This window comes from Roseibium sp. ROS1 (assembly GCF_054658215.1).
In genome coordinates, this window is the sequence record NZ_BAAGIG010000003.1 from 764605 (window position 1) to 790742 (window position 26138).

Annotated in this window: 26 protein-coding genes and 1 riboswitch; of the genes, 19 read left to right on the forward strand and 7 right to left on the reverse strand. The window is 59.6% G+C overall.

Annotation, left to right across the window (positions count from 1 at the left end):
- Nucleotides 1-224: 224 nt before the first annotated feature.
- The 5 genes from ileS (at nucleotide 225) to ACYQ6M_RS19670 (ending at nucleotide 7529) form a co-directional block, all read left to right on the forward strand.
- Nucleotides 225-3185, forward strand: coding sequence for an isoleucine--tRNA ligase (gene ileS / locus ACYQ6M_RS19650; RefSeq protein ID WP_460075117.1), 2961 nt, complete (start codon nucleotides 225-227; stop codon nucleotides 3183-3185).
- Between the two features lie 21 nt (nucleotides 3186-3206).
- Nucleotides 3207-3740, forward strand: a complete 534-nt coding sequence (lspA, locus tag ACYQ6M_RS19655; RefSeq protein ID WP_205838470.1) for a signal peptidase II — start codon at nucleotides 3207-3209, stop codon at nucleotides 3738-3740.
- A gap of 78 nt (nucleotides 3741-3818) precedes the next feature.
- The gene (locus ACYQ6M_RS19660; protein WP_161633267.1) at nucleotides 3819-4526 is read left to right on the forward strand and encodes a hypothetical protein; all 708 of its coding nucleotides are present in this window, start codon (nucleotides 3819-3821) and stop codon (nucleotides 4524-4526) included.
- 271 nt (nucleotides 4527-4797) lie between these two features.
- Nucleotides 4798-6198: a M16 family metallopeptidase gene (locus ACYQ6M_RS19665; protein WP_075284474.1), complete on the forward strand. Its 1401-nt coding sequence runs from the start codon at nucleotides 4798-4800 to the stop codon at nucleotides 6196-6198.
- A gap of 2 nt (nucleotides 6199-6200) precedes the next feature.
- Entirely contained in the window at nucleotides 6201-7529 is a 1329-nt protein-coding gene (locus ACYQ6M_RS19670) for a M16 family metallopeptidase (RefSeq protein ID WP_168686236.1), read from the forward strand.
- A 347-nt stretch (nucleotides 7530-7876) separates the two neighbouring features.
- On the opposite strand, the gene ACYQ6M_RS19675 is transcribed toward ACYQ6M_RS19670, so the two are convergent.
- A complete protein-coding gene (locus ACYQ6M_RS19675) occupies nucleotides 7877-9439 on the reverse strand; it encodes an EAL domain-containing protein (RefSeq protein WP_460075119.1) in 1563 nt (520 codons plus the stop codon).
- Nucleotides 9440-9815: 376 nt separating this feature from the next.
- Here ACYQ6M_RS19675 and ACYQ6M_RS19680 point away from each other — a divergent pair, with 376 nt between their 5' ends.
- The 8 genes from ACYQ6M_RS19680 (at nucleotide 9816) to ACYQ6M_RS19715 (ending at nucleotide 17653) form a co-directional block, all read left to right on the forward strand.
- Entirely contained in the window at nucleotides 9816-10622 is an 807-nt protein-coding gene (locus tag ACYQ6M_RS19680) for a hypothetical protein (protein ID WP_460075121.1), read from the forward strand.
- Between the two features lie 214 nt (nucleotides 10623-10836).
- A complete protein-coding gene (locus tag ACYQ6M_RS19685; protein ID WP_460075122.1) occupies nucleotides 10837-12327 on the forward strand; it encodes a sigma-54-dependent transcriptional regulator in 1491 nt (496 codons plus the stop codon).
- Nucleotides 12328-12508: 181 nt separating this feature from the next.
- Nucleotides 12509-13075 (forward strand): hypothetical protein, encoded by a 567-nt coding sequence (locus tag ACYQ6M_RS19690; protein WP_460075124.1) that lies wholly within the window; start codon nucleotides 12509-12511, stop codon nucleotides 13073-13075.
- Nucleotides 13076-13353: 278 nt separating this feature from the next.
- The gene (groES, locus tag ACYQ6M_RS19695) at nucleotides 13354-13641 is read left to right on the forward strand and encodes a co-chaperone GroES (RefSeq protein ID WP_006935644.1); all 288 of its coding nucleotides are present in this window, start codon (nucleotides 13354-13356) and stop codon (nucleotides 13639-13641) included.
- 54 nt (nucleotides 13642-13695) lie between these two features.
- Nucleotides 13696-15345: a chaperonin GroEL gene (gene groL / locus ACYQ6M_RS19700; protein WP_460075126.1), complete on the forward strand. Its 1650-nt coding sequence runs from the start codon at nucleotides 13696-13698 to the stop codon at nucleotides 15343-15345.
- A 329-nt stretch (nucleotides 15346-15674) separates the two neighbouring features.
- Nucleotides 15675-16466, forward strand: coding sequence for an isocitrate lyase/PEP mutase family protein (locus ACYQ6M_RS19705; RefSeq protein ID WP_152504601.1), 792 nt, complete (start codon nucleotides 15675-15677; stop codon nucleotides 16464-16466).
- A gap of 205 nt (nucleotides 16467-16671) precedes the next feature.
- Nucleotides 16672-17346, forward strand: a complete 675-nt coding sequence (locus tag ACYQ6M_RS19710) for a YceI family protein (RefSeq protein WP_460075128.1) — start codon at nucleotides 16672-16674, stop codon at nucleotides 17344-17346.
- A gap of 103 nt (nucleotides 17347-17449) precedes the next feature.
- Entirely contained in the window at nucleotides 17450-17653 is a 204-nt protein-coding gene (locus ACYQ6M_RS19715; RefSeq protein WP_023002073.1) for a hypothetical protein, read from the forward strand.
- 16 nt (nucleotides 17654-17669) lie between these two features.
- Here the strand turns inward: ACYQ6M_RS19715 and ACYQ6M_RS19720 are convergent, their stop codons facing one another.
- On the reverse strand, nucleotides 17670-18374 hold the full coding sequence (locus tag ACYQ6M_RS19720; protein WP_460075129.1) for a glutathione S-transferase N-terminal domain-containing protein: 705 nt from the start codon (nucleotides 18372-18374) through the stop codon (nucleotides 17670-17672).
- Nucleotides 18375-18577: 203 nt separating this feature from the next.
- On the opposite strand from ACYQ6M_RS19720, the gene ACYQ6M_RS19725 reads away from it, so the two are divergent.
- The 4 genes from ACYQ6M_RS19725 (at nucleotide 18578) to ACYQ6M_RS19740 (ending at nucleotide 21927) form a co-directional block, all read left to right on the forward strand.
- Nucleotides 18578-18790, forward strand: coding sequence for a SlyX family protein (locus ACYQ6M_RS19725; RefSeq protein ID WP_460075131.1), 213 nt, complete (start codon nucleotides 18578-18580; stop codon nucleotides 18788-18790).
- 142 nt (nucleotides 18791-18932) lie between these two features.
- On the forward strand, nucleotides 18933-19946 hold the full coding sequence (locus ACYQ6M_RS19730; protein ID WP_460075133.1) for an efflux RND transporter periplasmic adaptor subunit: 1014 nt from the start codon (nucleotides 18933-18935) through the stop codon (nucleotides 19944-19946).
- Nucleotides 19943-21181, forward strand: coding sequence for an ABC transporter permease (locus tag ACYQ6M_RS19735; protein ID WP_460075725.1), 1239 nt, complete (start codon nucleotides 19943-19945; stop codon nucleotides 21179-21181). The genes ACYQ6M_RS19730 and ACYQ6M_RS19735 overlap by 4 nt, the downstream gene beginning before the upstream one ends.
- On the forward strand, nucleotides 21178-21927 hold the full coding sequence (locus ACYQ6M_RS19740) for an ABC transporter ATP-binding protein (protein ID WP_055657743.1): 750 nt from the start codon (nucleotides 21178-21180) through the stop codon (nucleotides 21925-21927). The genes ACYQ6M_RS19735 and ACYQ6M_RS19740 overlap by 4 nt, the downstream gene beginning before the upstream one ends.
- A 28-nt stretch (nucleotides 21928-21955) precedes the next feature.
- On the opposite strand, the gene ACYQ6M_RS19745 is transcribed toward ACYQ6M_RS19740, so the two are convergent.
- On the reverse strand, nucleotides 21956-22645 hold the full coding sequence (locus tag ACYQ6M_RS19745) for a YoaK family protein (protein ID WP_460075135.1): 690 nt from the start codon (nucleotides 22643-22645) through the stop codon (nucleotides 21956-21958).
- 97 nt (nucleotides 22646-22742) lie between these two features.
- A riboswitch (SAM-I-IV-variant riboswitch) is annotated at nucleotides 22743-22867 on the forward strand.
- A gap of 41 nt (nucleotides 22868-22908) precedes the next feature.
- On the opposite strand from ACYQ6M_RS19745, the gene ACYQ6M_RS19750 reads away from it, so the two are divergent.
- The gene (locus ACYQ6M_RS19750) at nucleotides 22909-23208 is read left to right on the forward strand and encodes a hypothetical protein (RefSeq protein ID WP_139314296.1); all 300 of its coding nucleotides are present in this window, start codon (nucleotides 22909-22911) and stop codon (nucleotides 23206-23208) included.
- Nucleotides 23209-23359: 151 nt separating this feature from the next.
- Here ACYQ6M_RS19750 and ACYQ6M_RS19755 read toward each other — a convergent pair whose 3' ends face one another.
- From ACYQ6M_RS19755 to ACYQ6M_RS19765, 3 genes are all read right to left on the reverse strand, one after another.
- Nucleotides 23360-23704, reverse strand: a complete 345-nt coding sequence (locus ACYQ6M_RS19755) for an acyl-CoA thioesterase (protein WP_051990218.1) — start codon at nucleotides 23702-23704, stop codon at nucleotides 23360-23362.
- Between the two features lie 265 nt (nucleotides 23705-23969).
- Nucleotides 23970-24191, reverse strand: coding sequence for a hypothetical protein (locus ACYQ6M_RS19760; protein WP_031269763.1), 222 nt, complete (start codon nucleotides 24189-24191; stop codon nucleotides 23970-23972).
- Nucleotides 24182-24685 (reverse strand): group III truncated hemoglobin, encoded by a 504-nt coding sequence (locus ACYQ6M_RS19765; protein WP_208984417.1) that lies wholly within the window; start codon nucleotides 24683-24685, stop codon nucleotides 24182-24184. The genes ACYQ6M_RS19760 and ACYQ6M_RS19765 overlap by 10 nt, the downstream gene beginning before the upstream one ends.
- Nucleotides 24686-24782: 97 nt before the next feature.
- Between ACYQ6M_RS19765 and ACYQ6M_RS19770 the strand changes: the two genes are divergently transcribed.
- On the forward strand, nucleotides 24783-25214 hold the full coding sequence (locus ACYQ6M_RS19770; RefSeq protein WP_460075138.1) for an RrF2 family transcriptional regulator: 432 nt from the start codon (nucleotides 24783-24785) through the stop codon (nucleotides 25212-25214).
- 56 nt (nucleotides 25215-25270) lie between these two features.
- Here ACYQ6M_RS19770 and ACYQ6M_RS19775 read toward each other — a convergent pair whose 3' ends face one another.
- A complete protein-coding gene (locus ACYQ6M_RS19775) occupies nucleotides 25271-25960 on the reverse strand; it encodes a Crp/Fnr family transcriptional regulator (protein ID WP_023002086.1) in 690 nt (229 codons plus the stop codon).
- Nucleotides 25961-26138 lie beyond the last annotated feature (178 nt).

Here is a 26138-nt window from a genome sequence, read left to right on the forward strand (position 1 = left end):
CCGAAGTGCTGCTATGTCCCTTGCCATGCAACACAAGGCTCTCATAGTCGTCGCCAGACCGACGATCGCGATTACGCGAATTACTTGCCCGGCCTTCGGCTGACGCGGCAATGCGGCGCCAGGGACCGGGACTTCCTGATTTCATGTTGCTGCCCGAAACGGGCCGGCAATCATCCTGACATATGACGCGGGCCCAGGGCCCGAACGACCGGATCGACGTGACGATGACCGAGACAGATAAACGCGACTATTCCGAAACGCTGAACCTGCCGCAGACCGAATTCCCGATGCGCGCCGGCCTTCCCAAGAAAGAGCCGGAAATCCTCGCTCGCTGGGAGCAGATGAACGTCTACAAAAAGCTGCGCGAACAGGGCAAGGGCCGCAACAAGTTCGTGCTGCATGACGGACCTCCCTATGCCAACGGCAACATCCATATCGGCCATGCCCTGAACAAGACACTGAAAGACATCGTCACGCGCTCCATGCAGATGACGGGCTTCGAGAGCAACTACGTTCCGGGCTGGGACTGCCACGGCCTGCCGATCGAATGGAAGATCGAGGAGCAGTACCGCGCCAAGGGCAAGAACAAGGACGAGGTGCCGATCAACGAATTCCGCCGCGAGTGCCGCGAATTCGCCGAGCACTGGATCGACGTCCAGCGCAAGGAGTTCAAGCGCCTCGGCATCGAGGGCGACTGGGACAACCCTTACCTGACGATGCGCTTCGAGAGCGAAGCCGTGATTGCCCGGGAACTGATGAAGTTCGCAACCTCCGGCCAGCTTTACCGCGGTTCCAAGCCGGTGATGTGGTCGGTGGTCGAAAAGACCGCGCTTGCCGAAGCCGAGATCGAGTATCAGGACTACCAGTCCGACATGATCTGGGTGAAGTTCCCGGTCGAAAGTGCCGGCGGACGTGATGAAGCGGCTGTCGAGGAATTGCTGGACGCTTCGGTCGTGATCTGGACGACCACGCCCTGGACCATCCCGGGCAACCGCGCCATCAGCTATTCCTCGCGCATCGACTACAGCCTCTACGAGGTTACGCAGGACGGACTGCCGGACGACAACTGGGTGCAGAAGGGCGACAAGCTGATCCTGGCGGATGCCCTTGCCGACGAAGTGTTCAAGAACGCCCGTATCACCGATTTTGCGCGTGTCCGGTCCGTCAGCAACGACGAGCTGGAAACACTGACCTGTGCTCATCCGCTGGCAGGGCTCGATCTCGGCGGTTACGAATTCGACGTGCCGCTGCTGGACGGTGACCATGTCACCGACGATGCCGGTACCGGCTTCGTGCACACGGCACCCGGCCACGGCACGGACGACTTTGAAATCTGGATGACCAAACGGTCCGATCTGGAAGCACGCGGTATCAACACCGCGATCCCCTTCACTGTTGCCGATGACGGCTTCTACACCAAGGATGCCCCTGGCTTCGAAGGTTGCGAAGTCATCACGCACAAGGGCGAGAAGGGCAAGGCCAACAAGGCCGTGATCGAAAAGCTGAAGGAAAGCGGCAACCTGATCGGCCTCGGCCGGTTGAAGCATTCCTATCCGCATTCCTGGCGTTCCAAGAAGCCGGTGATCTTCCGCAACACGCCGCAGTGGTTCGTCTACATGGACAAGCAGCTGTCCGGCGAAGGCGACACGCTGCGCGCGCGGGCACTGAACGCCATTGACGAGACACGCTTCGTGCCGGGTGCCGGCCAGAACCGTCTGCGCTCCATGATCGAGAACCGGCCGGACTGGGTTCTGTCGCGCCAGCGCGCCTGGGGTGTGCCGATCACCGTGTTCATCCACAAGGAAACCTCTGAAGTCCTGAAGGACGAAAACGTCAACAAGCGCATCTTCGATGCCTTCGTGGCGGAGGGGGCCGACGCCTGGTTTGCGGACGGCGCCAAGGAGCGTTTCCTGGGCAACGACTACAAGGCAGACGAGTGGGACATGGTCCGTGACATCCTGGATGTCTGGTTCGACAGTGGGTCCACCCATGCCTTCGTTCTGGAACAGCGCGAAGATCTCGCCCCCAAGCGCAAGACCGACGGCGGCAAGGACTATGTCCTTTACCTTGAAGGCTCCGACCAGCATCGCGGCTGGTTCCATTCCTCGCTGCTGGAAAGCTGCGGTACACGCGGTCATGCACCTTACGACGCCGTTCTGACCCATGGCTTCACCATGGCAGAAGACGGCCGCAAGATGTCGAAGTCTCTCGGCAACCAGGTATTCCCGCAGGACGTCATCAAGCAGTATGGCGCCGACATCCTGCGCCTGTGGGTGGCCTCCACCGACTATTGGGAAGACCAGCGCCTCGGGCCGGAGATCATCAAGACCAGCGTCGACAGCTACCGCAAGCTGCGCAACACGCTGCGCTGGATGCTGGGCTCGCTTGGCCATGCCACCGGCGAAGAAGTAGCGCTGGCCGACATGCCTGAGCTGGAGCGGCTGATGCTGCACAGGCTGGTCGAACTCGACAAGATGATCCGTGAAGCCTACTGGGAGTTCGACTACAAGAAGGTCTTCCACCAGCTGTTCACTTTCATGACGGTGGAACTGTCGGCCTTCTATTTCGACATCCGCAAGGACGCGCTTTATTGCGATGCGGCTTCGTCCGTGCGCCGCAAGGCGTCGCTTTTCGTGATCGAGAAGCTGTTCGATTGCCTGGTGACCTGGCTCGCACCGATGATGCCGTTCACCATGGACGAAACCTGGACCTCCCGTTACGGCGAGGATGCCTGCGTTCACCTGGAGCAGTTCCCGACCGTTCCGGCCGAATGGCGTGACGATGCACTGGCCGCCAAGTGGGCGAAGATCAAGACGGTTCGCCGCGTGATCACCGGCGCGCTGGAAATCGAGCGTCGTGAAAAGCGGATCGGTTCCTCGCTGGAAGCTCACCCGGTCGTGCATGTCACCGATGCGGAACTGATGGACGCGCTCAAGGGCAAGGACATGGCGGACATCGCCATCACCAGCCAGTTGACGCTCAGCAGCGAACCGGCACCGGAAGGCGCGTTCACGCTCGGCGACACCAAGGGTGTGGCTGTCGTGCCCGGCCTTGCCGAGGGTACCAAATGCGCCCGTTCCTGGAAGATCCTGCCGGAAGTAGGCTCCGATCCGGATTATCCGGATGTGACCCTGCGCGATGCTGCCGCCCTGCGTGAATGGGACGCTGCCCATGCCGCAGCCTGAGCGGCAGGGTTTCCGGACACGATGACGCAACAGGATACATCTTCCAACAATACGAAACGGCCCCTTCTCTGGGGCCGTTTCAGCACCTTTGTGCTTCTGATCGCGCTTGTCGGTGTTGCCATCGACCAGGGCAGCAAGCTCTGGCTGGTTTACGGCTTTGATCTTGCCCGCAACGGGCCGGTTGACCTTTTGCCGGTTCTCGAGATCGTTCTGGTCTGGAACCGGGGTATTTCCTATGGCCTGTTCCAGCAGAACAGCGACCTGGGCCGCTGGCTTCTGGCCGGTGTGACGATTACAGTCACGATTGGCCTGTGGGTCTGGTCGGCGCGATGCCAGTCACGCCTGGTGGCCCTTGCCCTGGCGCTGGTCATTGGCGGGGCGATCGGAAACGGGATCGACAGACTGACCTATGGCGCCGTCGTCGACTTCGTCCATTTCCACGTCGGCACGTTCTCCTGGTACGTGTTCAACCTGGCAGATGTGTGGATCGTTGCGGGCGTCGTCGGTCTCCTGTATGACAGTTTCCGAGATGGTCCTAATTCAGCCGCAAAATAATGGTTTAGGCTGGACAACGACTGATCGCGGGCGGAGTGCTGCCGGCTGTTTTTTATGAGAAATCGAGGGGTCTGCGCAGTGCGGACGTTAGTTGGGTTTGTAAAGAATTCTGCAGTGCTGGTGCTTCTGGCCGGTTTGGCCGCATGCCAGGCAGCGGATGGCACGAGCCAGGCACCGGATGTCGCCCTTGTCGACACCGTGATGAAAGGCCTTGGCGCCGTCGATCCGAATGAAAAGCAGATCGAGTACAAACCTCGCGGACCGCTGGCCATGCCCGCAGAGCCGACGAACCTTCCCGAACCGGAAACCAATGTTGCCGGTGTGAACGATCAGAACTGGCCGAAGCAGCGTGAAAACGAACAGCTGACCGAGCTGAAGCAGCTTTATGCCAGCTCCGGCAAGACCGGCAGCATGAACAGCGAAGCGCTGACCCCGGAGCAGATGCGCGGCTTCAAGATTACCGGTGTTACCGGTCAGAATCGCGATCTCGACGCAGAGCGCCGCTTCAACGAGATCACCGAAGGCGGCAAGCTGACACGTGAAGAGCAGCGGGCCGAATGGGAGCGCCTGCAGCAGTTGCGGTCCCAGCAGGCAGGTATCGAGCAGAACGGCCTGTCCGCACGCCGCTACCTGACCGATCCGCCCACCGGCTACAGCACGCCTTCTCCGGATGCACCGATGCCGGAAGTGGTGAAGAAAAAGCGCAAGCCGACGAATTACGACGAGTACGACTCCAAGCCGCTCGATCCGCGCTGCCTGGAAGGCGACCAGAACTTCTGTAACTGATCTCTTCAGTGACCGGACTTCAGGGTCCGAAAGACAGATGACAAAATTGTAACGGGACCTCCGGACCGCACCTCCTATATGGAGGATAGGTCCGGAGGTCTTTTTTGTTGGCCACCATGAAATTGCCCGGCTTTGCGCTTTTCCCGCAACTGGTTGAAGCGCATGCTGTTCGAACGACAAAGAACGGGAGTTGCACGTGAACCCATCGTCCTCGAAGCACGACAAGACGTCCCCCGTGCGGCGGTTGAAGCGCTCCATCGGCCTTGTGCTGATGCCTGCGCTCCTGCTGGGCGGCGGCATGGCCCTTGTGCCGGGCAGTGCCTTTTCCGCGCCGGCAACGGCAGGAAACCTGATGATTGCCCCGAACCTTGAAAGCTTCACGCTGGATAACGGTTTGCAGGTCGTGGTCATCCCGGACCGCCGGGCACCGGTTGTCACCCACATGATCTGGTACAAGGTCGGTTCCGCCGATGAACCGGAAGGTCAGTCTGGTGTTGCGCATTTTCTCGAACATTTGATGTTCAAGGGTACTCACGACCATCCCAACGGAGAATTCTCCAAGATGGTTGCCGATCGTGGTGGCCAGGAGAACGCCTTCACCAGCACCGACTACACTGCCTATTTCCAGAAGGTCGCCAAGCAGCATCTGCCGCTCATGATGAAGCTGGAAGCCGACCGGATGGAGAACCTGGTTCTGAGCGACGAAGTCGTGACGCCGGAACGGGACGTGGTTCTGGAAGAGCGGCGCATGCGGGTCGACAGTGAACCCGGTTCCCGGCTGCAGGAGGCGCTGAATTCCATCACCTTCGTCAACCACCCCTACGGCTCACCCGTCATCGGCTGGCAGAGCGAAATCGAAGCGCTCAACAAGGAAGCTGCGATCGCCTTCTACGACCGGTTCTACACGCCCAACAACGCGGTGGTGGTAATTGCCGGTGATGTGGACGTTGATGCGGTTCGCAAGCTTGCGCAGGAAACCTACGGCAAGGTTGCCCGGCGCGCAGAGCCTGGAGAACGCCTCCGGCCGGCCGAGCCGCCGCTTGCGGGTGAAAGACGCATTGCCGTTTCCGATCCGCGGGTGCGCCAGGAGTCCCTGTCGCAAATATGGATCGTGCCGAGCCAGACCACCGGCGAAGGTCGCACGCCCGAGGCGCTGGACATACTGTCGTATATTCTGGGCGAAGGGCCCTCCAGCCGCCTGCACAAGGCACTGGTTCTCGACCAGGAAGCCGCCCTCAGCGCCGGCGCCTATTATCAGGGCAGCGCCCTTGATAACGGCCGCTTCGGTCTCTACGCCGTGCCGCGCCCCGGCTACACGCTGGAAGACATGGAACGGCTGATAGCGACCGAACTTCAGAAACTGCTCGAGACCGGCGTCACGGAAGAAGAAGTCGAACGCGCCCGAAACAGCATGGTCGCCAGCGCGATCTACGCCCAGGACAGCCAATCCGGCCTGGCACGCCTTTTCGGCGGTGCCCTGACCACTGGGCAAACGATCGAAAACGTCCAGACCTGGCCTTCGCAGGTGCAGGCTGTCACCCCTGAAGATGTCCTGGATGCGGCCCGCACCTATCTCGCCGGTCTCCCCGTGGTCGGAGAGTTGCGCATGGAACCGCCCGTGGTACCCGATGCCGCCCAATCCGATGCGCCCCAGACGAAGGACAAGTCCTGATCATGGCACACACCCTCTTCTCCCTGCGCGGTCCGGTCTCCGCCCTCGCTTTGTCGCTTGTCACCCTGCTTGGCCTGATGAGGCTGGCGCAGGCCGTCGAGATCCAGGAAGTCACCAGCCCCAAAGGCATCACAGCCTGGCTGGTAGAAGACCATACCGTGCCTATCATTGCGCTCGATTTTTCCTTCGACGGCGGCTCCGCGCAGGACCCTGTCGGAAAGGAAGGCCTGACGCGCCTGCTCGCCGCAACGCTGGACGAAGGCGCGGGTGAAATGGATTCCGAGACCTTCCAGGCCAAGCTGGAAGAACTTGCCATCAGCATCAACTTCAGCACCGGCAAGGACCGGTTCTACGGCAGCTTGCGGACCCTGACGCCAACCCTTGACGAGGCCAGTGACCTTCTGGCCCTCGCCGTGAACGAGCCGCGCTTCGACGAAGCCCCGGTGGAGCGGATGAAGGCCCAGCTGTCGCAAAGGGCGAGACGCAACGAAAGCGATCCGGATGCGATTGCCGGAAGAGCCCTTGCCGAAGCTATGTTCGGTGATCACCCCTACGCCCGGCCAACGCTTGGCACTGCCGAAACACTGGCCGGCCTGAACGCGGATGACCTTGCAAACCAGAAGGGCAAGCTTCTCGCCCGCAAGGGGCTGATCATCGGTGTCGTCGGTGCGATCGATGCTGAAACCCTCGCCGGAATTCTCGACAAGGTCTTCGCACCTCTGCAGGAGGAAGGTCAGCTGGTGCAGATTGCCGATTTCGAACCGGAATTCGGAACCGGAGTAAACCAGCAGCTGGCGGTACCGCAAACCACGATCCTGCTCGGTCTTCCCGGACTGACACGTGACGATCCCGACTATCAGGCCGCCTTTGTGATGAACCACATTCTGGGTGGCGGCACCTTCACCTCCTGGATGTATGAAGAAGTGCGGGAAAAGCGCGGGCTTTCCTACGGCGCCGGCACATCTCTTTCTCCTTACGCACACACGGGTCTTCTGATCGCCAACGCCGCGACCAAGGCGGACCGGGCGGACGAGACGGTAAAGATCATGTTGGAACAGATCAGTCGCATGGCCGAGACCGGACCGAGCGAAGACGAATTGCAGTCTGCCAAACAGTATCTGACCGGCTCTTACCCTCTGCGCTTCGACAGTTCCGGCAAGATTGCCCGGCAGTTGGTCGCTCTGCAGAATGCGGAACTGGGGATCGACTATTTCGACCGCCGCAACAGCGAGATCGAGGCTATTTCACTGGACGACGTCAAACGGGTGGCCAAGCGCCTGCTGGCCGACAAGGCTCCGACAGTGGTGACCGTCGGCCCGAAGCAGGGGTAAACCCCAAACCACCAACAACGCTGCCTCAATGACAAACGCCCCGGCTCAAACCGGGGCGTTTTTGATTTTGCCTGCCAGACTGAAGTGCGACCTATCACTGCTCGAGCCTGGGACCAGCCTTCAAGGCAGAAAACGTGCATTCGAGACAGGCATTGCGATCCGCCTGTCCGAGGTGACACAGGAGGATCCAGGTCGGCACTTGAAAAAGGCCGAGTGGAAAAGCCCTCAAGCCGCCTGCTTTTGCCATATGGCGGCAGACCACTGTCATGGGCTGCTCCGCCGGCTCACGGCGGCTGAAATGTCGAAGCAGGTTATCGTTTCGGAAACGCGGAAGCGCCTTGTGCGGATCAACCGGCGGCAGACCGTCTCGGGCCGGGAGCAGGTGCGCCCTGCAGCACTTCCGCACGCACCGGGCGCGGCGGCGAGAACAGGTTGCCCTGAGCGAGCTTGACGTCGTAGTCGAGCAACTCCAGCACCTGGGATTCCGTTTCCACATGGTCAGTGATCAACTGCATGCCATAGCGATGAAGCAGGTCGCCGAAATCGGACGGATGGATGTGGCCGTGTTTGGCTTCGCGGCGCCCGATGAGATAATCGGCGTGCAGCTTGCCGTATTTGAAACCCCTGCCCGCCAGGGAGTTGAAGTCCATCTTCATGTCCGCGATCTGGTCGACGGAGAAGCGGAACCCGGCTTCGAACAGCGAACTCAGGCTTTCCAGCTCCATCCCGCCCATCTGGGCGACATCGTCCTGGGAGAATTCGAACACAAGCACATCGGCCAGATCCTGGTTCGCCTTCACGAATTCCAGGAAGCCGGGGAAGAAGGTTTCGTCAACCAGCGACTGCGACGAGATATTGCAGAACAGGATGGCATTGCGATTACGCGAGGTCAGGCGGCGCACGACCTGGATGGAGCGGAACAGCAGCAGATTGTCGATCCGGGCTATCTGGCCCGAGAGAACCGCTTCCGGAATGAAGGCCGATGCTTCGATCAGGTTGCCACCGTTATCACGCAGGCGGGTGAAGGCTTCATAGTACTTCACCTGGCGCTGCGGCAGTGTCACGATCGGCTGCAGGTGGAGCTCCACCCTGTTGGCATTCAGTGCCGACGTGATCAGTTCGCGCATGGCCATGTTCGGCTTCGGCTTTTCGGCCGGCATCGCGGTACGTGCGGCAAGGCGCTGGTCGGGTTCATCCGGCAGTTCGAATGCGTAATCCTGCTGCTGGTGGTTCGGCTGTTCCTTGACCGGAACATGACCCAGCTTATCCTCCAGACGCGGCGCGTGCACACCATAGCGTCGATCGAAATCGTTCATGTCCCGGCGCGGTGCAGCCGCTGGCGCATAGGGCTCCTGCATGGCGTTGTCCGTTTCATGAGAAAAGGACGCCGGGGCGTGCTGCTGGCGCTGCGGGGCCTGCGCAGGCTGCTGAACCGGAGGCCAGTTCTGCGGTGCCTGATAGGTGGACCGGCGTTCTTCCTGGTAGGTCTCCTGCGGCTGCTGATAACGTGGCAGGCTTGGCATCTGCGGTGGCGGTGCGATGGCCTGCTGGTCCTCGACCCTCGCTTCAAGGTCGGACATGGCCTCGGCCATCTGCTTGACCAAGGTGCCCAGTACTTCAACTTCAGCAAACAGAGGGTCGATTTCGGCGCGAGTACGGCGCGGCATGGTGTGTTCCATGCCCGTGAGCCTGCCTTCGAGATTGCCGACATCCTCGTCCAGATCCGCCATGCGCTCTTCAAGACGGTCGACCGCCTCGCTCACCGCGCCGCGGTCGCGTGCACGACCGATCAGCAGGTGGATCAGGATCATGGTGCACATGAGCGCAAGCGACAGGGAAACAGCTTCGCCGAACGGCCGTCCGAACTGGAAGACCAGAACTGTCGCAGACGACAGCGCGATCACGGCCATGCAAATTGCTACGAATATGGTCCCTGTCCGCCCCATGGTATTCGAAAGTTCCAACGCGAATCAAAAGTTACTGGTTAATCATGCCTTAAGAACCATGCGTGGCCGAATCTACAACCGCCTTGCGGTATGGAATCCGTGACTTGTCCCCGACTATGGTTGATGCGTCACGGTATTTCGGCGTTTTTCGCTCCTCACGCAGCGTTCACAGTGTCTCAAACAGCTCACAACCACAAGTCTCCCACTCACCCGCTGGACGCACCGGGCAATGACGTCCCCATGACTTTTTGACCGTTGCATTCGGTAGTACTTCGTCTAAATTTACGTAAGGGAAGCTACTTCACGACGGATCAGTCAACAGGTCTAGCAGGGGGCTGATATGCATGCAGCCGAACAAACGACATATCGGACACCGCGCGACAATGCGCCGGATGCGAAGATAGACCAGCCTGCCAAGGACCGCCCCGCACCCGAGGCCTCAACTTCTCTCAAGTCAGGTGAAGCGGCGGCCCCGAACACCGTGCAGGAGCAACTTCCCTGCGAGGAGCAGATCAAGGCCGCGCTCATCAACACCCTGAAAAGCTCCGAATTCCAGTCCGCGCCCCAGCTGCGCGCCTTCCTGGGGTTTGTCGTGCATGCCACGTTGAACAGACAACAGGAAAAGATCAAAGGCTATACGATCGCGGTCGAAGCGCTCGGGCGGCCGGAAGACTTCAATCCGGTGACGGACCCTATCGTACGTGTCGAGGCCGCCCGGCTGCGGCGCAGGTTAGAGAAGTACTATGCCGGGTCCGGTGCAAACGACCCGGTGCGCATCACCATTCCCAAAGGCAGCTACGCGCCGGAGTTTCAACCGGCGCACGCCGGGTCGTTTCCGGATTGTGCAACAGACCTTGCCACCAAAGATGCACCAGACGGGGACTCGGCCGGTAAACACGTCGCGCCGGAAACGAAGGCTCATCCGCACCTTGAAACAGGTGGGGTGTCGGGAACCGTGGACGAGCATGATGCCTTCCGGCCGCCTGCACGCGCCTTGCGCACCGGAACCAACGCACCGGGTAAAACCGGCCTTCAGGAAGTCTTCCGAAAGCTGCAACGCGCATTGGCACATCCCATTGACCTTTGGCTGGTGTTCGCCCTCTGCCTTGCCAGTTTCCTGGCAGGATACCTGTCGGCCGGCCTTTGATTTCTCAGGTCTGACCGGTCTTCGACATATCCACCACACACCGCCTGAGCTGGAATATTTTGCTCACTTCGGCCCTTTTCTGTGCCGAAAGCGAAGATCGCCTGCAATTTGCGTCATCTGACAACGCTTTGTTTACCCTGTTCGGAGAATTATCAAATTGACGAATCTTTCGATATTCGAATGACCCGTATCCAGCGATGGGAGTTACCCAGCAATGGGGAGTAATGAGGGCAAAGAGCTGCCTGTTATAGTACGCGTACTTGACGCAACGGCCTCCGAGGCTGCCCGCACCTCTGCGGTCTGCGCCAAGCTGTCTCATGCCTGTACGGACCCCATCCTGTACACGGAATCCTCGTCCTGCCTGCAGGACCTTGCAGACAAGACCACCGACATTCTGATCATTGATCTGGAAACCATCGGTGGCGACGAAGCCCTGGAAGCCTATGCGGTCCGCTGTCCCAAGGCAGTCATCATCGCGGTATCGGCCAAGGGGTCTGTCTCGCGAGCCGTCAGCGCGATGCGCGCCGGAGCCCATGATTTCCTGACCAAGCCCTTCTCGCTCGATGCGCTTGCGTCCAAGATTTCCTTCCAGCTGAAACAAAGAAGGCCCGTTCAACCGGCTGTTCCCGCAGCACCGCAGAATGTCCAGCCTGTCGTTTCAATGCCGGAGCTATCAGCTCCTCCGCTTCGCGCGGCACACATCAGAACCGAAAGCTCCGGAACGAACCGCCTGGTGGGCACCTCCGCCCAGATGCGCGACATCCACGACCAGATCGGTCGCATGGCGCCGTCGCAGGCTCCGGTCTTCATTACCGGAGAGTCCGGAACGGGCAAGGAACTGTGCGCTGCTGCGGTTCACGAATTATCCGAGCGCCGGTCCAACCGTTTCGTCACCTTGAACTGCGCTGCCATTCCGCGAGATCTCATTGAAAGCGAGATCTTCGGATATGTGCGCGGCGCCTTTACCGGAGCTGCAGACAACCGTGCGGGCGCGGCCGAACAGGCCGATGGCGGCACGCTGTTCCTGGACGAGATCGGCGAGATGGACCTTCTCCTGCAAAGCAAGCTGTTGCGCTTCCTGCAGACGGGCACGTTCCAGCGCCTCGGCGACACACATACCCGCAAAGTGGACGCGCGCATCATCTGCGCCACAAACCGGAACCCGGTTCAGGAAATATCCGCCGGCCGCTTCCGCGAAGACCTTTACTACCGGCTGCACGTGCTGCCGATCCACATGCCGCCTCTCAGAGAGCGCCGCGACGATATCCTGCCGCTCGCCGAAACCTTCCTTGATCGCTATTCGGCGGAAGAACGGCGCGGTTTCAGAGGATTTGATGCGGACGCGGAAGCGCGGATCATTTCCTATCCCTGGCCGGGCAACGTCCGCCAGCTTGAGAACACCATCCGGCAGATCGTTGTCATGAATGACGGTGCCGCGGTCACCTACGACATGCTGCCGCTGATCATTCGTGACCAGAGCAGCCGGCCGGGCACCTTGATCGACCTGTCCCGCGAGCGATCGCGCGTGGCGCCGCCAAGCCGGCCGTTCGGAACCATCGAGCCGCTTTGGGCCCAGGAGCGGCGTATCATCGAAGACGCTCTTGATGCCTTTGACGGCAACATCGCCATGGCGGCAGCAGCTCTTGAGATCAGCCCTTCCACTATCTACCGAAAGCGCCAGTCCTGGACAGCCCGCAGCATGTAAATGCCCGGACCGGCGACACGTTAACCGCAATCGGGTTTTCTACTTTCGCGGATAACGAACAGAGTACAGCTAAATCCGGCGTTTACCGCGCCGCACACATTGCCTTGTTTAATCGGACAAGTCGGTTTATATCGGCAAAATCGCTGAAAACGACAAGATTTAAAGGCGTGCGGGGATATAGATGATGCTGGTGGGAAAATATGCTTTTCGGCAGACGCTGTCTGCTGTTCTGATTGCAACCGGACTGTCTGCTGGACAGCTGTCCGCGCAGGCCCAATCCCCCGCCAGTCCTCCAGAAGCTTTCCAGAACGCACTTGCCGCCTATGATCAGGCATGGGCGGCTGCCGGTCTTTCGTTCACGGCCGCAACCTTCGCTTCCAGCCCGAGCACCGGATATGGCGAGTATACGCCGCGCGCTGATGCAACGTTTGCCGATGGTGAAGCGCTGTCTGTCTACGCGGAACCGGTCGGTTACGGCTTTCAGGAAACCGAAGGCGGTTATGCCTATGAGCTGACCGCGGACTACAAATTGCTGACCAAATCCGGCCAGGTTCTGGCCGAACAGGAGAACTTCGCGACCTTTTCCGGCAGCGGCCGGTCCAAGCAGCGTGAACTTTCCGCGGCCCTCACGTTTCAGTTCAGCGGCCTGCCGGCCGGCGACTACCAGCTGGAAACGAGCTTCACCGACGAAATCGGTGGCAAAACGAGCGCCTTTACACTGCCATTCAGCGTTTCCGGCGCGAATTGAGCCGGGCTCGCTGACGCAGCAGCAGCGACGCCATAATTCCGCCTCCCCGGTCTGTTGACTACCCCATAGGTGCAACGCGACCGATTGCGATTAAATTCTCGTCACAAAGCATTGACAAGCTGAGCACAGCTACATAAATCCATGGCGCTGTTAGCACTCGCTGTTAAGGAGTGCTAATTGGTGGCGGGAGGCAATTTCCTTCCGTGCAACGCAACCCAATGTTCATGTCTCGCGCGCTGCCTATTGCGTGGGGCGCGCTCATGAGAGGAAACAGTGTTATGGCATTTCGTCCACTGCACGACCGTGTCGTCGTTCGCCGCGTAGATTCTGAAGCAAAGACTGCTGGCGGCATCATCATTCCGGACACCGCTAAGGAAAAGCCGCAGGAAGGCGAAATTATCGCCATCGGCACCGGCGCCCGCAAGGACAACGGCGAGATCGTTCCGCTCGACGTCAAGGCTGGTGACCGCGTTCTGTTCGGCAAGTGGTCCGGCACCGAAGTCAAGATCGACGGTGAAGACCTCCTGATCATGAAGGAATCCGACATCATGGGCGTGATCGCGTAACCAGCCGCGAACCGCTTCTGATTTCAACCTGTTCCAAAAGAGTGAGACGATCACATGTCTGCTAAAGAAGTAAAATTCTCCTCCGACGCACGTGAGCGCATGCTGCGTGGTGTCGACACCCTCGCAAACGCCGTCAAGGTGACCCTCGGCCCGAAAGGCCGTAACGTCGTTCTCGACAAGGCTTTCGGCGCACCGCGCATCACCAAGGACGGTGTGTCTGTTGCCAAGGAAATCGAACTGGAAGACAAGTTCGAAAACATGGGCGCCCAGATGGTGCGCGAAGTGGCTTCCAAGACCAACGACATCGCTGGCGACGGCACCACCACCGCGACCGTTCTGGCTCAGGCCATCGTCAAGGAAGGCGCTAAGGCTGTTGCAGCCGGCATGAACCCGATGGACCTGAAGCGCGGCGTTGATCTTGCTGCTGCTGAAGCCGTCAAGGCTCTGACCGCTGCTTCCAAGACCATCACCACCTCTGGTGAAGTTGCACAGGTCGGCACGATCTCCGCTAACGGCGACGAGCAGGTCGGCAAGGACATTGCCGAAGCCATGCAGAAAGTCGGCAACGAAGGCGTGATCACCGTCGAGGAAGCAAAGTCCCTCGAAACCGAACTCGAAGTCGTTGAAGGCATGCAGTTCGACCGCGGCTACCTGTCTCCTTACTTCGTCACCAATGCTGACAAGATGATGGCTGACCTGGAAAAGCCGTACATCCTGCTGCACGAGAAGAAGCTTTCCAACCTGCAGGCCATGCTGCCGATCCTGGAAGCTGTTGTTCAGTCTTCCCGTCCGCTGCTGATCATTGCTGAAGACGTTGAAGGCGAAGCACTTGCTACCCTCGTCGTCAACAAGCTGCGTGGCGGCCTGAAGATTGCTGCTGTCAAGGCTCCGGGCTTCGGCGACCGCCGCAAGGCCATGCTGGAAGACATCGCGATCCTGACCGGCGGCACCGTTATCTCCGAAGATCTCGGCATCAAGCTGGAAAACGTGACCCTCGACATGCTCGGCACCGCCGAGAAGGTGTCCATCACCAAGGAAAACACCACCATCGTTGACGGTGCTGGCTCCAAGGACGACATCAACGGCCGCGTTTCCCAGATCAAGGCTCAGATCGAAGAAACCACTTCCGATTACGACCGTGAGAAGCTCCAGGAGCGTCTTGCAAAGCTCGCAGGCGGCGTTGCCGTTATCCGCGTTGGCGGTGCGACCGAAATCGAAGTGAAAGAGAAAAAAGACCGCGTCGACGACGCTCTGAACGCAACCCGCGCTGCCGTTGAAGAAGGCATCGTCCCGGGTGGCGGTACCGCTCTGCTGCGCGCCAAGAAGGCAGTCGAAGGCTTGGCCTCCGACAACGCCGACATCGCAGCTGGTATCAAGATCGTCCTGCGCGCTCTGGAAGCTCCGATCCGTCAGATCGCTGAAAACGCTGGTGTCGAAGGCTCCATCGTTGTTGGCAAGATCCAGGAAAACGACGATCCGTCCTTCGGCTTCAACGCTCAGACCGAACAGTTCGTCAACATGATCGAAGCTGGCATCATCGACCCGACCAAGGTTGTCCGTACTGCTCTGCAGGACGCAGCTTCCGTCGCTGGTCTGCTGATCACCACCGAAGCCATGGTTGCTGAACTGCCGAAGAAAGACGCTCCGGCAATGCCGGGCGGCGACATGGGCGGCATGGGCGGCATGGGCGGCATGGGCTTCTAAGAAGCCCAAAGCTCACAAGCTTTACAGAAAGGGCGGTCTTCGGACCGCCCTTTTTTCTTGGCCGCCCATCATCTCATGCTTGTGCCGCCTCGCGGCACGGGCTTCCAAGAAGCCCAAAGCTCACAAGCTTTACAGAAAGGGCGGTCTTCGGACCGCCCTTTTTCTTGGCCACCCATCATCTCGCGCTTGTGCCACCTTGCGGCACGGGAGGCGGCAGTGGTTTTCAGAAAACTGAACAGCAGCTCAACCAAGCGGCGCACTTGCCCTTCTTGCTACCTCTGTGTTTTCATATCGGTCCAAGATAACCCTGCTCTTCGCGCATCCTTCAAATGTCCAGCCCAGCCAATGTCTTTCGAGAACTGCACGAGACCGGGTGCTTTATCGTGCCCAATCCGTGGGATGCCGTATCCGCCAGGCTGTTGGCGCACTGCGGCTTCAAGGCTCTGGCCACCACGTCGTCGGGATATGCCTTCACGACAGGCCGGCGCGATAGTTCCCGGCAAATTTCCAGGCAGGAAGCGATCGACCACGCATCGGCATTGTCCCGTACGACTGGCCTTCCCGTAACGCTGGACGGCGAAGACTGTTTTGCAGACACACCGGAAGGTGTCGCGGAGACGGTCGCACGTGCCGCGAAAGCCGGGCTTGCCGGCATCTCGATAGAAGATCGCGACACGTCCAACCCTGGTCGTATAAGACCATATTCCGAAGCTCTCGAGCGCGTTGACGCCGCTGTCTTGGAGGCCCGGAAATCCGGGATCGTCCTGACGGCTCGCGCCGATGGTCTCGGCAAGGGAGCCTATGACCTCGATGAGGTTCTTCGCCGTCTGTCCGCTTTTGCCGAAGCAGGGGCAGACGTCGTCTACGCCCCGGGCCTACCTGATCTTGAAGCCATACGGACGGTCTGCGCGTCGGTACCTGTTCCGGTCAACCATGTCATCGGGCAAGGTGCATCGGGCCTGTCCTTCGACCAACTCGCAGACGCTGGCGTTCGGCGGATCAGTCTTGGCGGATCATTTACCCGCGCGGCTCTGAGTGCGATCAATACACTGGGTCAAACCATCGCCGCGGGAGATTTTACCAGCCTTGATGCTGCTCCCACCTGGTCAAGGCTTTGTTAGATGCCAAAGCCCAACACCCGCCTCGCCCGGCGACAGATCAGGGCCGCAAGATTGACAACATACCAACTGGTCGGTATCTTTTGATTGCCTGGTGGCCGATCGGCAAGACCACTGGCTATGGCCACAGGCAAATCAGCCACGGCTGCACCTGAAATCGGCCTGAACACACCGCTGTTTCCAACTTCCGGTCAATAGAGGAACCACTATGCCACTGTCCCCGGGACTTCGTTTTCTGTCTGTACTTTGCGGTGTCGCAGCGGTGCTGTTGCCATCACTTGCTGCAAATGCAGGTGACGCCGCGACGGCTCTACCGGCAGGCAGTTACAAGATCGACAAATTCCATTCGACGCTCATATTCCGGGCAAATCACCTCGGCTTTTCGTACTACAGCGCGTCCTTTGCTGACTTTGACGCCGCGCTGGAACTCGATCCCGCTGATCCGGCTAACGCCAACCTGAGCGTCGACATAAACGTCGCATCCCTGCATCTGACCGCAACGCCACCCGATGGCTTTCGCGACATGCTGCTTGGCCCGGACTGGCTGAATGCAGGAGATCACCCGAAGATCACCTATCGCTCGACCAGCATTGAACTGACTGGCGCTGAAACTGCCGTCGTGACAGGCGACCTGTCATTCAGGGGAGAAACGCGGCCAGTTGAGCTCGACGTGCGTTTCAACGGCGGTTATCCGGGCCTGGCGGTTTACGACCCACAGGCTCGGATCGGATTTTCCGCAACAGGTACGCTGAGAAGGTCCGATTTCGGCATGTCCTACGGACTTCCGCCAGAAGGCTCCAACCTCGGGGTGGGGGATGATGTTGAGTTCGTGATCGAAACGGAGTTCAGCGGCCCACCACTGAAAGAGGCTGAAGCGCAATAATCCGGTCAGCATCCGTTCCTCATGCGTGACCGTCTTACACGGTTTTCGGAACCTTAGCCGCCTCTGACGGTTTTCTTCCTAGAATTGAACCATGGAGAGACCGATGGCACAGAGTATGCGACAGACTGCGTCAGACCAGTATGAGAATGCCGATCAACTCAACAGGACGATCGCTCAGGATGCCCAGACCGATCAGGAACTGGAATCCCAGGTTCCCCCGGTTTCCAGATATGGCACCATCTGGCGGGTCGCAGCGGTGATCATCCTGCTGCTGGCATTGCTGACTTCGGTCGTCTTCTTGGCCTGATCGACACCGTTTCACCTTAGTCGCGCGAGGGAATGTTGACCGCCTTCTGGCTTGCCGGGCGGTTCATGCAGGTGTCGACCCAGCGAACCACATTGGTGTGGGACGCGAAGTCGGTCACCTCGCCGGCCTCGTAGAAGCCGTTGAGATTTCGCGCCCAGGGCCAGCAGGCCATGTCTGCAACGGTATAGTCGCTCCCCATGATGAAATCGCGCCCATCCAGCTGCCGGTCTAGAACGCCAAGCAGGCGTTTCGTCTCGTCCCGGTATCGCTCGAAAGGCCGACGGTCTTCATATTCCCGGCCTGCGAACTTGTGGAAGAAGCCCAACTGACCCGCCATCGGGCCAAAGCCACCCATCTGCCACATCAGCCACTGCAGCGTTTCGGCGCGCCTTGCCGGCTCCTGCGGCAGGAACTTGCCCGACTTTTCCGCCAGATAAATCAGGATCGCGCCGGATTCCCACAAGGGCAAAGGCTCGCCGCCTGGTCCGTGCGGGTCGATGATTGCCGGGATCTTGTTGTTCGGATTGAGCGACAGGAATTCCGGGCTCAACTGGTCATTGCTGCCGAAATCGACCACATGCGGCTCATATGGCAGGCCCGTTTCTTCCAGCATTGCCGAAACCTTGATGCCGTTGGGCGTCGGCAGCGAATAGAGCTGAATACGGTCGGCGTGTTTGGCAGGCCATTTGCGGGAGATCTCGAAGTCAGACAGAACGGTCATGGAGCCCTCATTAGGGATTGCAGGTCCCGACCCCTGTCAGGATTACGCATAGATATAGCGCAGCATCGCTCGGCGCAAACTCACAGTCCGCTGACAATGAGAGTTGGTGTTTCGCCGCCGCCGCAATATACCTGCCTCGACAGACATCGGGCGGCGGGTGCCGAAAGAAGCCACATTGCCCCAGGACGACGCAGGAGACACCCATGGCGGACGACAAAGAAGCCCGAATCGAGAAGCTCGAGATCGATCTCGCTCATGCGCTCAACACCATTGATGAACTGAATACGGTCGTCTTCAATCAGGGACGCCAGCTGGACAGGCTCAACCGGCTCGTCACCAACATGACGGACCAGGTCACGGAACTGATGGAGAACGTTCTGCCCGGCCACCAGATTGAAAAGCCGCCGCATTACTGAAATTCGACGAGGGCGTTACCTGATCGCGCTCTTGAGGCACACGTCCGACCAGCCCTTGCGCACAGGCATCCTCATTTGATCCAGGCCATGGCGTTCCTCGCTCGAAACGTTATTGTGGCGGCAGATCCGGCAAGGGTGTGCCATGCGCTTTTTGAAACTTTTGATATTTGTTCTGCTGATCGCGGGAGCTATCGCGGGCTCACTTTGGTGGTTCAAGAAACCGCCGGAAGTGCAGACCGTGATGCCGACGACCGGGCGGGCGGCGGAAGTGGTCTATGCCACCGCAGTCGTTGAACCCGTCCGATGGGCGAAGGTTACCAGCATCATCCGCGAGCGGATCGTCTCGCTGTGCGGCTGCGAGGGTGACCAGGTCCAGAAAGGCGACCAGCTGGCGGAACTGGACAGCGGCGATGCCCGTGCGACGCTTGCCGAACTGGAAGCCCGCCAGGAGCTGGCGCAATCCGACAAGGAACGTGCGTTGCAACTGCTGGAACGCCGTGTCGTCAGCCAGCAGGTTTACGACAAGGCCCAGAACGAACTGATCCGCATCAACGCCATTACGGCGGCCCAGAAGGAACGGCTGCGCGACTATGTCATCGTGGCCCCCATGGACGGCATGGTTCTGAGGGCGGACGGGTCGGTGGGGGAAGTTGCCGAACCCGGTGAAATTCTCTTCTGGATCGGTCAGCCTTCTCCCCTTCAACTGGTGGCGGAAGTCAACGAGGAGGATATTCCCAAGGTCGCCAAGGGTCACAAGGCCCTGATCCGTGCAGATGCCTTTCCAGGCAAGGAACTGACAGCGGAAGTTGCCAGCATCACTCCGAAAGGCGATCCGGTGCTGAAGAACTACCGGGTCTATCTCGATCTCCCGGAAGACACCCCGCTGCGCATCGGCATGACAGCCGAGATCAATATCGTCACCTCGGAGAAGGACGACGCGCTGCTTCTGCCGACCGCTGCCTTCGACGGCTCGAAGCTGCTGACGCTGGATGGGGATAACAAAATCGTTCCGCTGGAGGTCGAAACCGGGATCAAGGGCACCCGCGCAACGGAAGTGCTGAAGGGGATCACCGGAGATAACCGGGTCGTCTTTCCCTATAACCCGGATCTGGCAGAAGGACAGAAGGTCAGGCCGGTTCCCGGAGACGGCAAATAATGCTTCTCCTGCGCATCGCATCCACCCACATTCGCAACCGCTTGCGCCAGACCATTGTCTCAACACTTGGCGTCGCACTTGGTGTCGGATTTTCGGTGGCGATGGCGAGCCTCATGGAAGGGTCTCAGCGGGATTTTACCGCAACACTGATCGACGCCATTCCCCATGTGGAGATCCTGGACGAGCAACGCGCACCGGCGGAACAACCGGCCAGTGCAGTCTATGACGCTGTCACCTATCATGGTCTCAGGCCGAAGGAAGACCTTCGCGGTATCCGAAATCCGACCGAAGCGCTTGCCTCGCTGCGCGACTGGGTGAACGGATCGATGGCGCAGCGCCTGAGCGGCCAGGCGGTGCTGCGCTATGCCGGACAGGACATCGGCATGACCCTGGTCGGTGTGGAACCAAAGCGCGAACTGACCGTCTCCATGATCGGCGAGGATATGCGCCAGGGCTCCTTCGAGGACCTGGATACGACGTCGAATGGCCTCGTTATCGGCGACAAGGCCGCGGAGCGACTGGGGGCGGACCTGGGCGATACCGTGACCCTGACATCCGCAAACGGTGTCGCCAAGCGCTTCAAGATCGTCGGCCTGTTCCACAGTGGCATCACCACCAGCGACGAAGGGCTTGCCTATGCGCCGCTGAAGGCCGTGCAGATCCTCCTGGAAAAACCGGACGTCATCAATTCGATCGCGATCCACCTCAATTCCATCGCCGAAGCCAACGCGGTTGCCGCACGGGCCGAGCGGCAGCTCGGCTACAAGTCGGTTTCCTGGGAAGAGGCCAACGAGGGGCTGATGGAAGCCTTCTTCGTGCGCAACGTGATCATGTACACGGTTGTCGGGGCCATTCTGGTGGTAGCCGGCTTCGGCATCTTCAACATCGTCTCGACGATCGTGCACGAAAAGGCGCGTGATATCGCGATCCTGAAGTCACTGGGATTTCCGGAAGTCGATATTCAGCAGATCTTCGTGCTTGAAGGGCTAGTGATCGGTATCCTTGGCGCTCTTGCAGGTTCGGCGCTCGGCTTCGGACTGTCGAGCTATCTCGCGTCTGTCAAATTCGAATTTACCCAGGACGTGGAGATGACCCACCTGCCGATCTATTTTTCCGCCCTGCACTACATCATTGCCTGCCTGTTGGCGCTGTTTTCATCCGGGATCGCCGGCTACATTCCCGCCAGGAAAGCCGCACGGCTCAATCCTGTCGACATTATCCGAGGGGCGACATGACCCCTTCCCCGGAAAAACAGACGGCTCCCGGCCACGTACTGCTGGAAGCGAGCAACCTCACCCGCATCTTGCCGGCCATCGTGCCGGTGACACTGGTACAGGATGTCAGCTTTCAGGTTGGCGAGGCGGAGTTCGTTGCCATTACCGGTCCGTCCGGTTCCGGGAAATCGTCGCTTCTGTATCTGCTTGGCCTTCTCGACAGGCCGACGTCCGGCGAGGTCCGGATAGACGGCCTTCCCACTCATGCGCTGACATCTGCCGAAATGGCGCATCTTCGCCTGGAAAAACTCGGCTTCGTTTTTCAGTTTCATTTCCTGCTGCCGGAATTTACCGCTTTGGAAAACGTGATGATCCCGATGCAGCGGCTCGGCAAACGCAGCCCCAAGGCCCAACTCGACCATGCGACGGAGCTTCTGGCGGCGCTGGGACTGGAAGAGTTTCTTCACCGCCGCCCGGAGCAATTGTCCGGCGGGCAGCGACAGCGCGTCGCTGTCGCCCGGGCACTTGCCAATTCACCGCAGCTGATCCTTGCTGATGAGCCGACCGGCAGTCTCGACAGTGTATCGACGGAACAGGTGTTTGAAAGTCTTCAGGCCATTGTGAAGACCGAAAGGACCACCGTCGTCGCCGTTACCCATGATATCGATCTCGCCGACAGGATGGACCGGCGTATCCATCTGGTCGACGGCCGCATCGATTACGACCGGCACCACCAAAGGGAAGAAGCACCCGGCTTGGGCGCATAATTTGCGACCTGAGTAGCTGGCACCGGTTTCAGGCGACTTGAGGCTCATGCACCGGCTGGACTATCGCCAGCAGCATCAAAAGCGCAACAGGTATCGCAAGCGCCCAGAACCCCATGACGGTCATCAGGAAACTCGCCAGAAGACCTCCGGCCGCGAAAGCCAGCAGGACGAAGGCCTGGTGACGGATCCGGGAGCGGCTGTCGGGCCGCGTTTCGGGATGCGTGAAATAGTCGGCGATGCCGAGCACAAGCTTCAGCGTATTGCCGGTCATGATGGTCGTGGGAACATGCCTGTTGAGCAGGGTCAGCATGATGACGTTCTGCAACGACATGGCCACGGTCGAAAACCCGACAGCCGTCAGAGTGACGGCAGACAACGGTCCTCCGGCTGACGGATCTCCAAGACCGGCGACGAACATGAAGCCCGCCACCAGCAAAGCTTCGAGCGCGAACAGATGCCGGACGGCAATCCTGTTTTTGCGCACCAGTGCAGTGACCGAAACGAACCAGAAGAGAGTCGAACCGAAGAAAACCGCGAGCACGAAAACCTTCAGAGCCGCGTTTTGCCCCTGGTGAAACACCTCCGTGCACAAGACGACAAGCGTTCCGGTAATGAATGCCGTGAAGGTGTGAAACAGGCCGAGAATGCAGACCACATCGATGAAGCAGGCACAAAAGGCGAGCAGGATCGGCACCAACGGCCGACTGTGATGCAACATGGATCGGTCCAATTGTGGAGCTCCCGAGCTAGTCCTTTGAGGAAGATGTGCCATGCACTGGTGGACTTGCCAAGCCGGATTGGACATGGCATAAGCGCGCCATCATCAAGAGAAGGGCTGGCGCCCTCGCCAACCTGCCATTCCGGGCAAGGTGGTTTCCGCAACAGGGATGCGGCTGGTCAGACCCTCAACCGAGGCTTTCCGGCAACTAAGCGGTTAATTTGCATGCGCCAGTCCTCCTCGGGCAACCGATGGAGGATTTTTTGTCTCAGGACCCTTTTGCCGGACGTGCGGCAGATCTGATCGAGAACCATGTGGCTGCGAGCTCCAAGCTTGCCGGAACGGATATCTGGTGCCAGGCTGCTGAAGACTGCGTGCTGGCGCGGATCAAATCCCTGCGCATCCTGGGTGGCCTACCGCGGCACAAGGCGCCGCTGAGCCAGACCGCCCGCACCGAGCGTTTGAAAACACTGCTTCAACTGTGGGCGAACGGCTGCACCTGCGCTGTCGATGAAGACCTCTTTGCCGATATTCTCAACCGGCACGGACCCGTCAGGCACTGACGGGGGTGCCCCGTGTGTGCACAACGTCTGCACTCTGCCAATTTCTTTGATACAGGCGTGCTGCAACAACTCGCCTCATCCTGAGGAAGGCCGAAGGCCTGTCTCGAAGGATGAGTTTTTTGGGGAACCAAGCCGGATGAGATCGCGGCGCTCAGTCCCTCTTGGGGACCGGGCGCGGCTTGCCGCCGTCATCGACGGCCACCATGGTGAAGACCGCTTCGGTCACCTTTTCACGATGGCCGTAGCGATGGCGCAGGGCCCAGGATTCAAGCTTGATTTCCATCGACGAGTTGCCGACACGAAGGACTTCGGCATAAACGCACAGCACGTCGCCCACATGGACAGGCCGGATGAATTTCATCTTGTCGACCGCGATGGTCACGACACGTCCCTCGGCCCGTTGACCGGCTGCGATACCGCCTGCCAGGTCCATCTGCGACAACACCCAGCCCCCGAAAATATCTCCCGAGGCATTGGTGTCGGCAGGCATTGCCATGGTGCGCAATGTCAGATCGCCTGTCGGCTTTTCGTCGTACACGCCTGAGCCCCTCCGCTGATTCTCGCAAGAAGACTAGGTCATCACCTGCAAGAATAGAAGTGGTTGATCGGAGGGCCTCAGAAGGAACTGCGGATCAAGTCCACCGTCAAAGGACAAACATCAGGATTGCCATGATCCACAACGGCATGGGGGCAGCGACCCAGATCAGCAGGATCGGCAGGCCGCGAAGCAGAAGGTTGGAGGTATTCATTTCGGTTGCTTTCTAGCTGAAGGCCTGGATTTCAAGGACTGTCATCGCCGAAAGGGCGACGATGCCGGTGATGAAGGCCAGTTTCGCGCTGCCGATGAGTGTGCGGCCAGCGACATCCAGTTTCGGCAGCGGCATGCCGCGCGAATCCAGATACATGGACAGAAGCATCAGCGAAAAGACGGTGAACCAGACGAACACCAGCACTTCCGCTATCAGGACAATCGTTACCAGCATGATCCGCTCCATTCAGAGGGTTGCGATGTCAGTTCGGCAGGCGGATTGGCTCCAGGGGTTCCGAAGGTGGCCAGCCACAGGCTCTGCGCGATGCGTTCGGCAATGGCCACAATCTCGTCTGCGAGGTCCGGCACGAACAATTCACGGATCACGGGCCGGAAGACACCGAGCCATTCGCCATAATCCGTGCTTACCAGCTCCTTCTGCTTCAGGTGAGCCGGCACGGGCTTGCCCTTGTAGGCGCCGTTCTTCATCAGGACGGATTGCCAGAAGGCTTCCATTTTCGGCAGGTGCTCTTCCCACCGGCCAGCCAGACGGCGTTCGAAGATGCCTCCGAGCCGAGGATGCTGGCGAATGCATCCATAGAAGGTATGCACCATCACATGGATCGCCTGTTCATCGACCTTCTCGTAACGACGGAGCCGGTCGCCCTGGTCCGGCGTTTCGCGTCTCTTCAGCTTGTATCTGTTGGTACTGGAGTTAGGGGCTTCCATAGCCGCCTCCATAACATTCATTTAAGATGCATCTTTTAAATGGCACAACAACCCGCTAAAATCAACATATAAGATGAATGTTTAAAGAGACCCAGCCATGCGCCTCAGTCAGGCCAGCGATTTTGCCTTGAGAATTCTGATGGCGACCGGCCAATCCGACGTCCCGCAGACCGTCGACAAGCTTTCGCGGCAGCTTGGCCTTGCCAAATCACATGTCATGAAAATTGTCGCTCATCTCGCCAAGGGTGGCTATCTGGAGACGACGCGCGGGCGTGGCGGCGGGATACGGCTGGCGAAAACACCGGACATGATCCGCCTGGGGGATGTCGTGCGGCTGATCGAGCCGGACCTTGGCGTCGTCGCCTGCCTGAAGCCCGAGCCCACAGTCTGCGCCTTCCTGCCCCGGTGTGCGCTGAAGGGCGCAATGGCGCGAGCCTCGGAAGCCTTTCTGGAAAGCCTCAATACCGAAACGCTGGCATCCATTCTGGCCGGAACACAGGTGGCACTGCCAGTCGAAACCAGCGCCTGAGGCAACCCCGGCTGCAACAAGGCAGACGGGGACCATCCGTTTCGAGCCTGGTTTTCCTAGAGCGTCGAAGCCTTTTCCAGGAAGTCCATCTGCTCCAGGCAGTAGTAGCCGGAAATCCGGCTGATGGTGCCTGCCCTCTTCCAGTCGTTGAGGACACGGCTGACGTTTTCGCGCGCGGCACCTGCCATGTTGGCGATATCTGCCTGGCTGAGTTTGTAGTGGATCAGCAACCGGCCATCGTCGAGCGGCTTGCCGAAGGTTTCCGCCAACTGCAGCAGGGTCTGGGCGACCCTTCCCGGCAAGGGCAGGAACGAGCGTGCCGCCAGCACATCATTGGCATGGCGCAGCCGCTTGCCGACGATCGACAGCATATGCCGGTAGACGGCCGGGTTCTCGTCGGCAAACCGCTGGAAGGCGGCCTTGTCGATGAAGGCAAGCTGGGCTTCCTTCAGGGAGATGACCGTTGCCGACCGCGGACGGCCATCAAGCAGGGCCAGTTCGCCGACAAGATCGCCAGGGCCGAGCACTGCAAGCAGCTGCTCGTCGCCTTCAACGGACAAAAGCGATACCTTGAGCGAGCCCTCCAGAACCGCGTAACAGCCGTTTCCGGGATCGCCATTTTCGAAGAGAATGGTGCCAGCCGATATTTTCATCGGCCTTGCAAGGCGCGACAGGCCGACAGCCAGTTCCGGGTCAAGCCCTTCAAGCGAAAAGCTATTTTTTAAAAAATCCTTGATTTCAGCCACACCTTACCCCTGCCAAAAGCGCTGCTGCCCGCGAAATTACAAGATCAAACGCCATCTTGTGATGCCCATCACGTGCATTCCAGCAAAATAACCCTATATCTAAGGACATGGAAGCGGGGCCGCCCCTCCCCTCTTCCGGACCTCCACGAAAAACGGCCCTGTACCCCGCAGGGCCGTT

Excerpts from the sequence above, each read along its gene's own strand:
- ileS (WP_460075117.1), top strand. The coding sequence starts at position 225 with ATGACCGAGACAGATAAACGCGACTATTCCGAAACGCTGAACCTGCCG.
- lspA (WP_205838470.1), top strand. The coding sequence starts at position 3,207 with ATGACGCAACAGGATACATCTTCCAACAATACGAAACGGCCCCTTCTC.
- ACYQ6M_RS19665 (WP_075284474.1), top strand. The coding sequence starts at position 4,798 with ATGCCTGCGCTCCTGCTGGGCGGCGGCATGGCCCTTGTGCCGGGCAGT.
- ACYQ6M_RS19670 (WP_168686236.1), top strand. The coding sequence starts at position 6,201 with ATGGCACACACCCTCTTCTCCCTGCGCGGTCCGGTCTCCGCCCTCGCT.
- ACYQ6M_RS19675 (WP_460075119.1), bottom strand. The coding sequence starts at position 9,439 with ATGGCCGTGATCGCGCTGTCGTCTGCGACAGTTCTGGTCTTCCAGTTC.
- ACYQ6M_RS19680 (WP_460075121.1), top strand. The coding sequence starts at position 9,816 with ATGCATGCAGCCGAACAAACGACATATCGGACACCGCGCGACAATGCG.
- ACYQ6M_RS19685 (WP_460075122.1), top strand. The coding sequence starts at position 10,837 with ATGGGGAGTAATGAGGGCAAAGAGCTGCCTGTTATAGTACGCGTACTT.
- ACYQ6M_RS19690 (WP_460075124.1), top strand. The coding sequence starts at position 12,509 with ATGATGCTGGTGGGAAAATATGCTTTTCGGCAGACGCTGTCTGCTGTT.
- groES (WP_006935644.1), top strand. The coding sequence starts at position 13,354 with ATGGCATTTCGTCCACTGCACGACCGTGTCGTCGTTCGCCGCGTAGAT.
- groL (WP_460075126.1), top strand. The coding sequence starts at position 13,696 with ATGTCTGCTAAAGAAGTAAAATTCTCCTCCGACGCACGTGAGCGCATG.
- ACYQ6M_RS19705 (WP_152504601.1), top strand. The coding sequence starts at position 15,675 with ATGTCCAGCCCAGCCAATGTCTTTCGAGAACTGCACGAGACCGGGTGC.
- ACYQ6M_RS19710 (WP_460075128.1), top strand. The coding sequence starts at position 16,672 with ATGCCACTGTCCCCGGGACTTCGTTTTCTGTCTGTACTTTGCGGTGTC.
- ACYQ6M_RS19715 (WP_023002073.1), top strand. The coding sequence starts at position 17,450 with ATGGCACAGAGTATGCGACAGACTGCGTCAGACCAGTATGAGAATGCC.
- ACYQ6M_RS19720 (WP_460075129.1), bottom strand. The coding sequence starts at position 18,374 with ATGACCGTTCTGTCTGACTTCGAGATCTCCCGCAAATGGCCTGCCAAA.
- ACYQ6M_RS19725 (WP_460075131.1), top strand. The coding sequence starts at position 18,578 with ATGGCGGACGACAAAGAAGCCCGAATCGAGAAGCTCGAGATCGATCTC.
- ACYQ6M_RS19730 (WP_460075133.1), top strand. The coding sequence starts at position 18,933 with ATGCGCTTTTTGAAACTTTTGATATTTGTTCTGCTGATCGCGGGAGCT.
- ACYQ6M_RS19740 (WP_055657743.1), top strand. The coding sequence starts at position 21,178 with ATGACCCCTTCCCCGGAAAAACAGACGGCTCCCGGCCACGTACTGCTG.
- ACYQ6M_RS19745 (WP_460075135.1), bottom strand. The coding sequence starts at position 22,645 with ATGTTGCATCACAGTCGGCCGTTGGTGCCGATCCTGCTCGCCTTTTGT.
- ACYQ6M_RS19755 (WP_051990218.1), bottom strand. The coding sequence starts at position 23,704 with ATGGCAATGCCTGCCGACACCAATGCCTCGGGAGATATTTTCGGGGGC.
- ACYQ6M_RS19760 (WP_031269763.1), bottom strand. The coding sequence starts at position 24,191 with ATGCTGGTAACGATTGTCCTGATAGCGGAAGTGCTGGTGTTCGTCTGG.
- ACYQ6M_RS19765 (WP_208984417.1), bottom strand. The coding sequence starts at position 24,685 with ATGGAAGCCCCTAACTCCAGTACCAACAGATACAAGCTGAAGAGACGC.
- ACYQ6M_RS19770 (WP_460075138.1), top strand. The coding sequence starts at position 24,783 with ATGCGCCTCAGTCAGGCCAGCGATTTTGCCTTGAGAATTCTGATGGCG.